The sequence below is a fragment of the Stenotrophomonas indicatrix genome, assembly GCA_041545745.1.
Lineage (GTDB): Bacteria > Pseudomonadota > Gammaproteobacteria > Xanthomonadales > Xanthomonadaceae > Stenotrophomonas > Stenotrophomonas indicatrix_A.
The window spans coordinates 2,909,662-2,922,895 of sequence record CP168152.1 but is presented as its reverse complement, the minus strand read 5'-3'; the positions used below and the strand labels follow the sequence as shown (position 1 = coordinate 2,922,895).

Annotated in this window: 17 protein-coding genes; 5 read left to right on the top strand and 12 right to left on the bottom strand. The window is 64.6% G+C overall.

Translation table 11 applies throughout. From position 1 onward, the window contains the following. Positions 1–62: 62 nt before the first annotated feature. The 10 genes from ACEF39_RS13475 to asnS all read right to left on the bottom strand — a co-directional run bounded on the left by ACEF39_RS13475 (position 63) and on the right by asnS (position 9,003). The gene (locus tag ACEF39_RS13475; protein ID WP_500285413.1) at positions 63–749 is read right to left on the bottom strand and encodes a DUF2461 domain-containing protein; all 687 of its coding nucleotides are present in this window, start codon (positions 747–749) and stop codon (positions 63–65) included. Next, positions 746–2,185 carry an exodeoxyribonuclease I gene (gene sbcB, locus ACEF39_RS13470; RefSeq protein ID WP_500285412.1) on the bottom strand — a complete coding sequence of 480 codons (1,440 nt, stop codon included), beginning with the start codon at positions 2,183–2,185 and terminating at the stop codon, positions 746–748. Before sbcB ends, ACEF39_RS13475 begins: the two co-directional genes overlap by 4 nt. Next, entirely contained in the window at positions 2,185–3,552 is a 1,368-nt protein-coding gene (locus ACEF39_RS13465; protein ID WP_500285411.1) for an FAD-dependent oxidoreductase, read from the bottom strand. Before ACEF39_RS13465 ends, sbcB begins: the two co-directional genes overlap by 1 nt. A gap of 30 nt (positions 3,553–3,582) precedes the next feature. Then, complete coding sequence (gene kynU, locus ACEF39_RS13460) at positions 3,583–4,857, bottom strand: kynureninase (protein ID WP_500285410.1); 1,275 nt, start codon at positions 4,855–4,857, stop codon at positions 3,583–3,585. Positions 4,858–5,024: 167 nt separating this feature from the next. Beyond that, entirely contained in the window at positions 5,025–5,546 is a 522-nt protein-coding gene (locus tag ACEF39_RS13455; protein ID WP_500285409.1) for a 3-hydroxyanthranilate 3,4-dioxygenase, read from the bottom strand. 24 nt (positions 5,547–5,570) lie between these two features. Next, a complete protein-coding gene (can, locus tag ACEF39_RS13450; RefSeq protein WP_089236107.1) occupies positions 5,571–6,233 on the bottom strand; it encodes a carbonate dehydratase in 663 nt (220 codons plus the stop codon). 73 nt (positions 6,234–6,306) lie between these two features. Then, entirely contained in the window at positions 6,307–6,945 is a 639-nt protein-coding gene (locus ACEF39_RS13445) for an FMN-binding negative transcriptional regulator (RefSeq protein ID WP_500285408.1), read from the bottom strand. A 9-nt stretch (positions 6,946–6,954) separates the two neighbouring features. After that, entirely contained in the window at positions 6,955–7,269 is a 315-nt protein-coding gene (locus ACEF39_RS13440) for a hypothetical protein (protein WP_025876872.1), read from the bottom strand. Positions 7,270–7,276: 7 nt separating this feature from the next. After that, positions 7,277–7,576: a hypothetical protein gene (locus ACEF39_RS13435; RefSeq protein ID WP_006376524.1), complete on the bottom strand. Its 300-nt coding sequence runs from the start codon at positions 7,574–7,576 to the stop codon at positions 7,277–7,279. 32 nt (positions 7,577–7,608) lie between these two features. After that, positions 7,609–9,003: an asparagine--tRNA ligase gene (gene asnS, locus ACEF39_RS13430; protein ID WP_500285407.1), complete on the bottom strand. Its 1,395-nt coding sequence runs from the start codon at positions 9,001–9,003 to the stop codon at positions 7,609–7,611. Positions 9,004–9,133: 130 nt separating this feature from the next. Here asnS and ACEF39_RS13425 point away from each other — a divergent pair, with 130 nt between their 5' ends. From ACEF39_RS13425 to rplI, 5 genes are all read left to right on the top strand, one after another. Beyond that, positions 9,134–9,472, top strand: coding sequence for a HesB/IscA family protein (locus ACEF39_RS13425; protein WP_033831500.1), 339 nt, complete (start codon positions 9,134–9,136; stop codon positions 9,470–9,472). 93 nt (positions 9,473–9,565) lie between these two features. Then, a complete protein-coding gene (locus ACEF39_RS13420) occupies positions 9,566–10,108 on the top strand; it encodes a CbrC family protein (RefSeq protein ID WP_500285406.1) in 543 nt (180 codons plus the stop codon). A 201-nt stretch (positions 10,109–10,309) separates the two neighbouring features. Further along, on the top strand, positions 10,310–10,747 hold the full coding sequence (rpsF, locus tag ACEF39_RS13415; protein ID WP_025876882.1) for a 30S ribosomal protein S6: 438 nt from the start codon (positions 10,310–10,312) through the stop codon (positions 10,745–10,747). 11 nt (positions 10,748–10,758) lie between these two features. Continuing rightward, complete coding sequence (rpsR, locus tag ACEF39_RS13410) at positions 10,759–10,989, top strand: 30S ribosomal protein S18 (RefSeq protein WP_002804494.1); 231 nt, start codon at positions 10,759–10,761, stop codon at positions 10,987–10,989. 105 nt (positions 10,990–11,094) lie between these two features. Continuing rightward, complete coding sequence (gene rplI / locus ACEF39_RS13405; protein WP_089236101.1) at positions 11,095–11,547, top strand: 50S ribosomal protein L9; 453 nt, start codon at positions 11,095–11,097, stop codon at positions 11,545–11,547. A gap of 108 nt (positions 11,548–11,655) precedes the next feature. On the opposite strand, the gene ACEF39_RS13400 is transcribed toward rplI, so the two are convergent. Beyond that, positions 11,656–12,243 (bottom strand): YwqG family protein, encoded by a 588-nt coding sequence (locus ACEF39_RS13400; RefSeq protein ID WP_500285405.1) that lies wholly within the window; start codon positions 12,241–12,243, stop codon positions 11,656–11,658. A 101-nt stretch (positions 12,244–12,344) separates the two neighbouring features. Then, positions 12,345–12,932: a DUF1963 domain-containing protein gene (locus ACEF39_RS13395; RefSeq protein WP_146187069.1), complete on the bottom strand. Its 588-nt coding sequence runs from the start codon at positions 12,930–12,932 to the stop codon at positions 12,345–12,347. Positions 12,933–13,234 lie beyond the last annotated feature (302 nt).

Genomic DNA, 13,234 nt, shown 5'->3' with positions numbered 1-13,234 from the left:
TGCCGCAAGTAGGGGTGCCGGTGGTGAACGATGGGTGATGCCTGTGATGGCTCTGGCGGCGATCAGAATTCCAGATCCAGTGCAGCGCACAGGTAGTCGACGAACGGGCCCAGCGCCGCCAGGTCCTTGCCGAGCGTGGACAGCAGGCGCGGGCCGGTCATCGTGGCATCGTCCAGCGAACGCCACATCACCCAGTTGCGGTGCTTGAGGTCATCGATGAACTCGAAGTCGGCCGGGAAGCCGCGCGGTGGGCGCACCAGTTTCTCGGTTTCCTCGAAGTCGAAACGCCTGCGCAGCGCCGGTGCATGCGCTGCTGCCTTCCAGCTGCCCGGGTTGTCGAGGATGAAGTGGCGGACGCGGCGCTGGGTTTCCGGCTCGGGATGCCACAGCCCGGCGCCGACGAAGCTTTCGCCCGGTTGCAGGTGCACGTAGAACGAGGGCGCGGCCACTTCGCGGCGGCGCTCATGGAACAGGCGCGCGCCCTGCCAGATTTTGTACGGCGATTTATCGTTGGAAAAACGCGCGTCGCGGTGGATGCGGAACAATGAGCCGCCCACGCCACGGGTGTCTGCGCGGAAGTGTCCGCTCACCTCGGTCAGCGCCGGCTGCAGGTCACCCAGCAGGCGCAGGAACGGCTGCCGCACGTGGTCTTCGTACTGCTGGCGATGGTCGTTGAACCAGGTCTTGTCGTTGTGCAGCGCCAGGCTGCGCAGGAACTTGAAACTGGCATCGGAGAAATAGGTGCTCACAGGTCCTCCTGCAGGTGCTGGCCCCAGTCACGCAGCGATTGCAGCAGCGTGGCGCGGCGAACGTCGTCGGGTGCTTCGGCCGCCAGCGCATCCAACTGCTGCTGGTACTGGGCCAGGTTGAGTTCGCCCATGCCTTCCTCGCCGGACAGGCGCTGGCGGCGATAGGCATTCCAGCGCTCGCGTTCTTCCGGTGCGAGGCTGCCGGGATGATTGCGGGCGCGGTAGCGGAACAACAGCTCGGGCAGCCGCGGGTCGCGGAAGCGGCCTTCCAGTGCAGCCAACTGTTCCGGTGGCGTGGTCCGTGCCAATGCCAGCAGCGGCTTGTCGCCGGCACCGAGGAAGCCGTCGTACAGCGAAGCGTCCACGTCGGACACGCTCGCCGCGCGTGGCTGGTTGTAGACCTGGCGCGCCTTTTCGGCCAACTGGGGTGCGAACGCGCGCAATCGTTCGACCTTGGCTTCGATCGCTGCCACGTCCAGCCCGAGTCGTGCGTGGTCATCGGCGCGCAGGTGGTTCCAGGCCACCAGCGCCGGCACCTTGTTCAGGTGCACTTCCTTCAACGGCACCCGGGCGACGCCTTCGGGCAGTTCGCTGGCACGCAGGTACAGACGCTGGGCGATCAGCTCGGCGGGCAGCTCCAGCAGGTCATCGATGTCGCCATCGAGGTCGAACACGATCACCCGGTTGTTGATGGTCGGATGTACCGCCAGCGGCAATACCGGCGCCGCGCACAGGCGGCTGGCCGGGTACCGCATCGAGATATGCAGCACCGGCTTCAATGCGGTGATGTCGAGCAGGCTGCCGACGAAACGCTTGTCGCGCAGCTTCAACGCGTAGTCCCACAGGCGCGGCTGCGACTGCTTGAACAGGCGCGCCATGCCGATCGTCGCGCGCACGTCCGACAGTGCTTCGTGCGCATCGCCCTCGCGCACGCCGTTGGCCTCGGCGAGGTGTTCGAGCCTGAACGAGGTGGCGCCATCCTCACGCTTGGGCCAGTGGATGCCGTCCGGACGGATGGCATGCATCAGCCGCAGCATGTCCAGCAGGTCCCAGCGCGAATTGCCATTGCGCCACTCGCGCTCGTATGGGTCGTGGAAGTTGCGGAACAGGCCGTAGCGGATGAACTCGTCGTCGAAGCGCAGGGTGTTGTAGCCCAGCGCGCAGGTGCCGGGACGCGACAGCTGCTCATTGATGCGATCGAATGCTTCGGCTTCGCTGATGCCTTCGGCCAGCGCCTGCTGCGGGGTGATGCCGGTGACCATCGTGGCCATCGGCGAGGGCAGCAGATCATCGGCAGGGCGAACGAAGAAGCTGGCCGGCGTGTCGATCTCGTTGAGATCGCTGTCGGTACGGATCGCCGCGTACTGGGCGATGCGGGTACGGCGTGGATCCTGGCCGAAGGTTTCCAGGTCGTAGAACAGGAAGCTGTCGGCCATCAGTGCGCGCCCTCCAGCACCGGCAGCCGCGCATGGATCTGCGCCTCCAGTGCATTCCAGTCGATGTTGTCCAGCGTATCGTGGCCAGCGGTGGCGGTGATCAGCATCTCGCGCTGGATGTCGGTGCGGCGCAGTGCCTCGGCATAGGGCGTGTGCAGGAAGGTCACCATCGTGTAGTGCGGGACGAAACGCGTCGGCCAGCGCCGCTGCAGTTCCTGTTCCAGCTCGCGCTGCAGCAGGAAGGCCGGATCGGCCACCCGGTCGCGCATCTCCAGATAATTCTCCAGCGCCATCTGCTGGATCGCACGCGCGTTCGGTTTGCGCTCGGCTTCGAACGCGGCGAAGGCGCTCTGCAGGTCATCCGCCGCCATCAGATGGCGGGCCAGTGCCACGCAGTCCTCGAACGCACAGTTCATGCCCTGGCCATGGAACGGCACCATCGCGTGCGCGGCATCGCCAATCAGCACGGCGCGGTCCTGCTGGTGCCAACGTTCCAGGGTGAGCGTGCCGAGCAGGCCCGGCGGATGCTGCTCCCAGTCCGCACGCAGGTTGGGGATCAGCGGCAGGGTATCGGCGAACTCGCGCGCGAACAGTGCTTCCGCCTGGACGCCGGTGTTGACCGTAGCGAAACTCGGATCGCCCTGGTTGGGCAGGAACAGGGTCACGGTGAACGTGCCCTCGTGATTGGGCAGGGCGATGCACATGTAGTGGCCGCGCGGCCAGATATGCAGGGCATTGCGCTCGATGCGGAAGCCGCCATCGTCGCTCGGCGGAATTTCCAGTTCCTTGTAGGAATGGTCGAGGAAGGCAATGTCCTCGCCCAGCGGTTCGCGCCGGTTCATCGCCGCGCGCAGCGCCGAGCCGGCGCCATCGGCACCCACCAGCGTATCGAAGCGGATATCGTGCGGGCTGTCGTCACGATCATCGATGAAGCGCGCGTAGCCGGCATCGAAATCGACCGTATGCAGGCGGCGGTGGAAATGCACGATGGCACCGGCCTGCTCGGCCAGTTCCAGCAGTGTGGTGTTGAGGTCGCTGCGATGGATCGACCAGATCACTTCGCCGTCGTCGCGACCGTAGCGCTGCAGCTGCGGCTCCCCCTCGCGTGGATGCACCATGCGTCCGCGCATCATCACCGCGCGCGCCATCACTTCGTCTTCCACGCCGGCCTGGCGCAACGCGTTGCGTCCGCGCTCGGCCAGGGCCAGGTTGATCGAACGGCCGCTTTCATAATCGGCGATGCGCGGATCGCCACGGCGTTCGTACAGGGTGATGCGCCAGCCCTGCCGAGATAGCAGGATGGCCAGCAGGGATCCGGCCAGGCCGGCGCCGACTATGCTCAGCGAGCGGGATGCATGTGCGATCAACGAACTGTCCAGCAGTAGGGGGAGGGCGGCTTAAAGGCCGGCCCAGGCTTCCACTTCCTCGACGAAGTGGTGCACGTCCAGGTAACGGTTGTAGAGCGGGGTGGGCGAGATGCGGATGACGTCCGGTTCGCGCCAGTCACCCAGCACGCCGATGGCGCGCAGATGTTCGAACAGGGCGCGTCCGCGCTCGCGGCCGCCGATCACCCGCAGCGACAGCTGGCAGCCGCGGCGCTCAGGCTCGGCCGGGGTGACGATCTCCAGCACCTGCGGCAGGCGCGCGCGGACCAGGGCGTCGAGCATGCCGGTCAGTGCCAGCGACTTGCTGCGCAGCGATTCCATGCCGGCACGTTCGAACAGGTCCAGCGATGCACGCAGTGGCGCCAGGCCGAGGATCGGCGGATTGCTCAGCTGCCAGCCCTCGGCACCGACCGCGGGCTGGAACTGCGGTGCCATCTGGAAGCGGGTGGCTTCGTCATGGCCCCACCAGCCGGCAAAGCGTGGCAGCGTGGTGTCGCGATGATGGCGCTCGTGCACGAACGCACCGGCCACAGCGCCCGGGCCGCTGTTGAGGTACTTGTAGTGGCACCACACGGCGAAATCCGGGGCGACGTCATGCAGGTGCAGTGGCAGGTTACCGACCGAGTGCGCCAGGTCGAAACCGATGCGCGCGCCCTGCAGGCGTGCGGCACGGGTGATGGCATCGAGGTCGAAGGCTTGGCCGCTGCGGTACTGCACGCCAGGCCATAGCACCAGCGCCAGGCGCGGACCGTGCGCGGCGATCGCGCGCTCGATCGCGGCCATCGAGATCGTGCCGTTGGCTTCATCCGGCTGCACTTCCACCAGGCAGTCGGCCGGGTCGAAGCCATGGAAGCGGATCTGCGCTTCCACTGCATGGCGGTCAGTCGGAAACGCGCCGGCTTCCATCAGGATCACCGGGCGTTCGGCCGTTGGCCGGTAGAAGCTGACCATCATCAGGTGCAGGTTCACGCTCAGCGTATTCATCGCCACCACTTCGCTGGGCAGTGCGCCGACCACGCGTGCCAGCTGCGCGCTGACCAGACGGTGGTACGACAGCCATTGGGTCGGCCCGGTGAAGTGGCCTTCCACTGCCAGTTCGCCCCACTGCTTCATCACTTCCTGCACCGCCGCCTGTGCGCCGCGCGGCTGCAGGCCCAGCGAGTTGCCGACGAAGTAGGTCTGCTCACCGCCGCCGTGGCGCGGAATCAGGAATTCCTGCCGCAGCGGCCGCAACGGATCGGCGGCATCAAGGGCAATGGCGTGGGTGCGGCTGAGCAGGTCGGACATGGTCGGGCAACAGGCTGCAACGGGACTGCCAGTGTAGCGCCTGGGGCATCACCCGGTGGCTGCGAACCCAGCGCCAGCGCCGCATGATGCGGTAGCCGCCAACCTTGGTTGGCGCACGTGCGAACAAGCGCCAACCAGGGTGGGCATCTACCAGCGCGGTGGCGTTGTCAGGCCGCCGCCGGTGCCGGCAACGGATCCACGTGGCCACACTCGCTGCAGGTGCGAAGTTCCAGGCTGGCCTGGTAGCGTGCGAACACCTTCGGCAGGTCGGTCTCGATGTTCTGCAGCGTGAAGTACTCTTCGTACAGCTTGTGATTGCAGCGCTCGCAATGCCAGATCACGCCATCGCGCTCATGCGGCAGGCGCTTGCGTTCCACCACTAGGCCGACGCCACCGGGTGGGCGCCGCGGTGAGTGCGGCACTTTGCCCGGCAGCAGGAAGATTTCGCCGGCACGGATCGGGATATCGCGCACCGCGCCATCCTCCTGCACCTTCAGCACCATCTCGCCTTCCAGCTGATAGAACCACTCCGGGCCTTCGTCGTAGTGGAAATCGGTGCGGCTGTTCGGCCCGCCGACCACCATCACGATGAAATCGCCGTTGTCGATCATCTTGTTGCCGACCGGCGGCTTCAACAGATGCCGGTTTTCCTCGATCCAGCCCAGCAGGTTGATGGGGGAGGCAAGCATGGGGGATGTCCGTGAGAGGGAGGGTCAGTCGCGCCGGCCGCGGCGCGGGACGTAGGACAGGGCCTTCTCATACGCAGGCTGCAGGTCTTCCGGTGCGCCCACGTCGATGCCCATTTCGCGCACGCGACCGTCCTTCAGGCTGTACACCCAGCCGTGCACCATCAGCTTCTGGCCGCGGGCCCAGGCGTCCTGCACGATCGTCGAGCGGCAGGCGTTGACCACCTGCTCGATCACGTTCAACTCGCACAGACGTGCATGCTTCAGCTCAGGCTCCTCGATCGCATCCATGATCGCGGCGTGCTTCTGTGCCACGTCACCGACATGGCGCAGCCAGTTGTCAGCCAGGCCCACCCGCGTGTTGTTCAAGCTGGCGTGCACGCCGCCGCAGCCGTAGTGGCCGACGATCAGGATGTGCTTCACCTTCAACTGGTCCACGGCGTACTGGATCACGCTGAGGCAGTTCAGGTCGGTATGCACCACCACGTTGGCCACGTTGCGATGCACGAACACCTCACCCGGGGCCATGCCGATGATCTGGTTGGCCGGCACGCGCGAATCGGAACAGCCGATCCACAGGTATTCCGGATGCTGCTGCTTGGCCAGCTGATGGAAGAAGTCCGGGTCTTCCTTCTCGATCCGGTCTGCCCATTCGCGGTTGTTCTGCAGCAGCTTGTGGATGTCTTTCATGTTCGGGGTCCCTGACGTCGGGTGAGGGCAAGGCGCGGCCGTTCTGGTCGCGTCGTCGCGGGAAACAGGGCGCTCAGCCGCTTGCGGCGGCTTCGTCGCGATACTGGCGCATCCACTGCGCCAGTTCGGTGGAACGGGGAGTTTCCAGGCGTTCCAGTTCGGCGATCACCACCTGCTGGTTGGCCCCGGGGTGGTTCTGGCTAAGCTTCAGCTTCAGCTGCACCTGCTCGACGGTGAAGCGGAAGCCGACGATGCCGCGCAGCTGGCGCCGGTGGTCGTCTCGTTCGGGTTCGAACCGCCAGTCCTGGCCGACGCTGGCTTCGAAGTGGTCGCCGATATCGCTGACCAGCTGGGCCAGGGCATCGGTGTCGTCGAACGGCTGCAGCTGGCCGCGCAGCTCGGCGGCGGCGTAGTTCCAGGTAGGCACCCGCGCGGCAGGCTCCTTGTCCGGGTACCAGCTGGCCGATACATAGCCATGCGGCCCGTCCACCAGCACTTTGGACACACCGGTGTGGCGTGCCTGCGGGTTGGCCCGGGCCCAGTGGCCACGCAGCTCGATGTGGTCGCCGTTGCGCTGGTACAGCACCGGCAGCCGGGTCAGTTCCGGCAGCCCGTCGTTACCAGTGGTGAGCACGGTGACGAATGGATCACGCGCCAGCAGGCGATCCAGCCACAACAGGTCGGTCTCGGCGAAAGCGCGCGGGGTGAACATCGGTTGGCCTCAGGCGCGGCTGCCCAGCGACTGCACCATGCGTCCGCGCAGGCCTTCGTCACTGCCTGCCTGCGGTGGCTGCACTTCATGCAGCGAGAAGCCGCGCACCAGCGCATCTTCTTCATCCAGGCCGTCGTACTCGACGAACTCGGCATCGAACAGCTGCGAGCGGGCGGTGTCTTCGCTGTCGTAGCTCAGCGTATTGCCATCGCTGTCCAGCACTTCGGCAGTGCCGGCCTCGCGGATACGCAGGCGCGCCCAGATCAGGGTGTTGCCGAGGCTGGCCAGCCACCAGCTGTCGCGGACGTGGGAAAGGTCGTTCATGTGTGTATTACCAGAGCGAGGCCAGCCAGAGCAGGGCAGCCATGCCCAGTCCGGCCAGCAGGGTCAGCAGCGATACCCAGGCGGGCGTCGCCAGCCCGGACAGCGAGCGGTCCGGCTGGGTGCGGTATTCGCGCCGCAGCAGCCAGCCCAGCGCATCGGGCTTGAGGAAGGCGCCACTGCCGAAGCGCTGTGCCAGCGCCGGATGGCGGTCGCGCACATGCACCAGGGTCAGCGGCCAGAAGATCACGAAGGCACTGAACCCGGCCACTGCTACGCCGACGAAACACAGGGCGAAGAACAGGGTCATGGGGTAGTACCTCCGTGGTCGCGGGTGAGGGCTTAGAAGTCCGCGCTGCCCGGGGCGCGCGGGTAGGGGATCGCATCGCGGATGTTGGACAGGCCGCAGACGTAGACCACCAGGCGCTCGAAGCCCAGGCCAAAGCCGGCGTGCGGGACCGAGCCGTAGCGGCGGAAATCGCGGTACCAGCTGTAGTGCTCGCGATCCAGGCCGAACTGCGCCATGCGTGCATCCAGCACGTCCAGGCGCTCTTCGCGCTGGCTGCCACCGATGATCTCGCCGATGCCCGGGGCCAGCACGTCCATCGCCGCGACGGTCCTGCCGTCATCGTTCAGGCGCATGTAGAAGGCCTTGATGTGCTCGGGGTAGTTGGTCACCACCACCGGGCGACCCACGTGCTCCTCGGTCAGCCAGCGCTCGTGCTCGGTCTGCAGGTCCAGGCCCCATTCGACCGGGAAGTCGAACTTCTTTCCGGACTTCTGCAGCAGGCTGACCGCATCGGTGTAATCGATGCGTTCGAACGGCGCGTTGATGAAGTCTTCCAGCTTGGTGATCGCGTTCTTGTCCACGCGCTCGGCGATGAAGGCCAGGTCGTCGCCGCGCTCGTTCAGCACCGCGCGGAACAGGTACTTCAGGAACTCTTCTGCCAGGCGTGCGTCTTCGGCCAGGTCGGCGAAGGCGATTTCCGGCTCGATCATCCAGAACTCCGCCAGGTGGCGGGTGGTGTGGCTGTTCTCGGCGCGGAAGGTCGGGCCGAAGGTGTACACCTTGCTCAGTGCCAGGCAGTAGGCCTCGACGTTCAGCTGGCCGGACACGGTCAGGAAGGTTTCCTTGCCGAAGAAATCGCGGCTGAAGTCGATCCCGCCCTGGGCGTCACGCGGCAGGTTCACCATGTCCAGGGTGGACACGCGGAACATCTGGCCGGCGCCTTCGGCATCGGAGGTGGTGATGATCGGGGTGCTGATCCAGTTGAAGCCGTTCTCGTGGAAGAAACGGTGCACAGCCTGGGCCAGGCAGTTGCGGATGCGGGTGACTGCGCCGAACAGGTTGGTGCGCGGGCGCAGGTGCGCCACTTCACGCAGGAATTCCGGCGTCATCGGCTTGGGCTGGATCGGGTAGGTGAGCGGGTCTTCGACCCAGCCGACCACCTCGACCGCGCTGGCCTGGATCTCAAACGACTGGCCCTTGCCCTGCGACTTCACCAGGGTGCCGGTGGCCACCAGCGAGCAGCCGGTGGTCAGGCGCTTGATCTCGTCGAAGTTGGCCAGCGCGTCGCCGGCCACCACCTGGATCGGGGCGAAGCAGGAGCCGTCGGTCACATTCACGAAAGCCAGATTTGCTGAACCGCGCACCGTGCGCACCCAACCGCGTACCGTGACTTCGCCACCTTCCGGGATCTTCCCGGCAAGCGCATGTTCAACGCTGACCACCGTCATGACTTGAATCCTCTGCTGATCGACTCGATCTATGAACACGGGAGTTTACCGGTTGCAGCGTTCTGCTTGCGAGGCATTTCTGCGGTCATCGGCTCCCTATAATGTCCCGGTACCTCTGGAGTGATCCATCATGGCTGTCAGCCTGACCCCTATTGCCTTCGAGCGCGTACAGCGCTTCGTCGCCCAGACCCCCGGCGCGCTGGGCCTGCGTTTTGGCGTGACCAAGACCGGCTGCTCCGGCTGGGGCCACATCACCGACCTGGCCCGCGACGAGCGCGCGGACGACACCGTGTTCGACCAGGACGGGGTGAAGATCTATGTAGACGCCAAGAGCCTGGCCCTGGTGGACGGCACCGTGATCGACTTCGGCAAGCATGGCCTGAGCGAGACCTTCACGTTCAGCAACCCGAATGCCACCGCCGAGTGCGGCTGCGGCGAGAGCTTCACCACCGACGCCGACAAGGCCTGACGGCCGGTTCTGGCGTCCGCCGGACGTGGTCCGGCGCTATCGGAACCTGCTCTGGTAGATGCCGACCTTGGTCGGCAGGGAAGGGATCCACGGATGGAACGACCGCTTTTCATTTATCACCCCAACGCCTACGCCCTCTCCTTCGAAGAGGTTGACGGGATCTGTGACTGCTGCGGTCAGTCGCGGACGCTTCGTTACCGGGGGCCGTTCTACACACCTCTGCGTCCCGATTACCTGTGCCCCTGGTGTATCGCCGATGGCAGGGCAGCGGCCAGTTACGAGGGTGAATTCACCGGCTGGAGCGATATCGAGGGGGTGTCGCCGGACCCGGCCGATCCGCCACCGACCATTCCCCGCGGGCAGTTGCTGGAGATCTGCGAGCGCACCCCGGGCTACTCGTCCTGGCAACAATCGGTCTGGCTGAGCCATTGTGAACGGCCCTGCGCCTTCCTCGGCTTTGCCGGCAGCGAGGACCTCCTGCCCATCCTCGACCAGGTCCGGCCGGACGTGGCCGAGGTCAACCCGCGCGACTCCGACTGGTTGCTGGAACACCTGAGCCGGGACGGGGAGATGGTGGGCTGCCTGTTCCAGTGCCTGCAATGCGGCCAGCACCGCCTGCATGTGGATCTGGGGTAGCCCGGGGCGGTTTCCGCGTTCGCCGGGCATGGCCCGGCGCTACCAGGTTCAGGTCGCTCTGCGGCTCGCCGGTTGCCCGGCAGCCCCATCTGCGCCATAATGCGCAGCTTCCTGCCTCCCTGGCAGGATCCCTTGCCCCACCGCGGTATCAACGGCGGGGGGCTGTCCGGCCGCAAGGCCACATCCGAAAGGTAGAAAAACATGAGTCGTCATTACGAAATCGTGTTCATGGTCCACCCGGACCAGAGCGAGCAGGTCCCGGCCATGATCGAGCGCTACAAGTCGCTGGTCGAGAACGGCAACGGCACCATCCACCGTCTGGAAGACTGGGGCCGCCGCCAGCTGGCGTACCCGATCCAGAACCTGGTGAAGGCGCACTACGTGCTGCTGAACATCGAAGTCGACCAGGCCGTGCTGACCGAGCTGACCGAAAGCTTCCGCTTCAACGACGCCGTCCTGCGCAACCTGGTCATCAAGCGTGACGAGGCTGACACCGAGCAGTCGCTGATCATGAAGAGCAAGGACGAGAAGGGCGACAAGCCCGAGCGTGGTGAGCGTCGTCGTCGTGATGACGAAGAAGGCGAAACCACCCCCGCCGCTGACAACGATGCCGGCGACGACGCCGCTTCGGCCGCCTAAGGAGCACTGACATGTCCAAGTTCTTCCGTCGCCGCAAGTTCTGCAAGTTCACGGCCGAAGGTGTCAAGGAGATCGACTACAAGGATCTCAACACCCTGCGCCAGTACCTGACCGAGAACGGCAAGATCGTGCCGAGCCGCGTCACCGGTACCAAGTCGAAGTACCAGCGTCAGCTGGCGACCGCCGTCAAGCGCGCTCGCTTCCTGGCCCTGATTCCGTACACCGACAACCACGACGTCTGATGCCGGCGGGGCAGCTTCGCGCTGCCCCCGCTGTGCCAGCTATTCGGACAGCCTTTGTTGCGGGGCCCGCGCCTCGCTAACGAATAACTTATCTGGAGCAATACCATGCAGCTGATCCTCCTGCAGAAAGTCACCAACCTCGGCAACCTCGGCGACCTGGTCGACGTGAAGCCGGGCTACGGCCGTAACTTCCTCGTGCCGCAGGGCAAGGCCGTTCCGGCCACCGAGAGCAACAAGGCCGAGTTCGAAGCCAAGCGCGCTGATTACGAAGCCAAGGCCCAGTCCATCCACGCCGACGCTGAAGCCCGCAAGGCCAAGCTGGAAGGCGCGAGCGTGACCGTCGCCGCCAACGCTTCGACCGAAGGCAAGCTGTACGGCTCGGTCGGCGCCCGCGAAATCGCCGATGCCTTCACCGCTGCCGGCCTGCCGCTGAGCAAGAGCGAAGTCATCCTGGGCGAAGGCGCCTTCCGCAACATTGGCGAGTACGAAGTCCTGGTGCACCTGCACGCGGACGTCGAGACCACCGTCAAGGTCGTGGTTGAAGCCGAAAAGGCCTGATCCCACGCCGCAAGGCCTGGTATCACCAGAACGGGCGCCCGCAAGGGTGCCCGTTTTGTTTTGGGCGATGGCCGGGTATGTAGAGTCGAGCCATGCTCGACTGGTTGTTCAGGTGGTCTGGATGACGAATCGACCGCAGTCCATTGAAGGGGCGGGAATGTTGCGTTCAAGCAGCAGGTATCCCATTCCGCCGACAAGAATTCCTCGATGCGTTGGCGCTGCCCGGTTCAAGCGGGAACTGTTGATCTGGAGGATGAATTCCCGTCCTTCACTGCAATCATCCTGGAGCCAGGTAGGAATTCCGCCGATTTTGGCGATTCCATTTTGGGCGTCATCTGGGATGGAAGCTGCGTCAGTGTTGATCAGACACGGGTCAAATGGGAGTGCTGCGCTGCGTGCACCGAGTGCGTGAGGTACATAGGCGATGACACGTCCGCCAGCCTGTATAGCGGTCTCGATATAGGCATCATCACGAACGTCATAGGGTGTGAAAATCGAAACGCAGAGATTCGCTTTGATAGCGATCTTCGGAGCGTGCGCTTGAACGAACGGCGCAGGGAGGCTTGCCAGATGAAGCATTGGCTTCCCCGTGGCGTCGCTTGGCCACTGGGCATCGGCAGGCAGGTATGGTGCGCCTCCCAGAAAGGCCCGATCCGGAGTTTGGCAACGATCACCAAATACCATTTCTCGATACATGCATTGGTCCGATGAACTTTGGGCCTAGAAGGCACTGATTTGCCCTCGCCGACCATCAATACGAATCAACCAAGCGACGTTGGGCTGACTCATCACTTGCCTTAGGTTGTTTGAATGATGAATCGCCCGCAGTCCGCCGAAGGTGAGGGAATGTTGCGATCAAGCAACAGATAGCCCATCCCCCCGACCAGGATTCCTCGATGCGTCGGAGCTGCCTTATCAAGATCGAATTCGTCGAATTGAAGGACGAACGCTTGGCCCTCCGATTTGTCATCCTGCAGCCAGTAAGGCCGCCCACCAATCTTCGAACCTCCATGAGGTGCTTCGCCCTCAGCCACCGCCGTCCCGGCGCAAATGTGGAGTGGTCCAATCGGAGCGCAGGGAGAAGGCGTCGGTTCACGCCCGGGCCAGTGAGCAATTACACGGCCGCCGTGGTTCATGGCTTCTTCGAATCTCTGCTCGCCCGAGGTGAGGTACGGCGTGAAGACCGAAATGATCAGCCCGGGCGCTAGGTCGAGTCCGGGGACGTGGTTTCGAATGAATGTGGTCGGAAAGCTAGCCAGGTGAAGCAACGGGTGTCTATGGATGCTGGTTGGCCAAGGGGCGCGGGCATCCAGCCAAGCGGTTCCTCCGAGCACGGGAACAGTCGCCGCGTCGTAGGTGGGGGTAAATGAAAGCGGTCGGTACATCCGTCCATCCTGCACAGCTTCTGTTGTGCAGGGCTGCGACTCGGTTCAGTAACCAATAAATATCAATAACTTGCACTTTGCTCGTTGCTTGGGTAGTCCGTCGCGCCGGGCGTAAAGCGACATCGGGGTCCACTCCACGGGCTCTCCGCGCCCGTCATCCCGCCCGTGGAACATTCGCCCCGCTATACTCATTCCATTGCGTCACCCTTGGCCTTGTTGAATTCTTTTGAAATCAAGGGCTTGAGGTGCTGGCTGACCTGACATCCACTATGGTGGTGGCCGTAAGGCCCTTGCCCGGAACC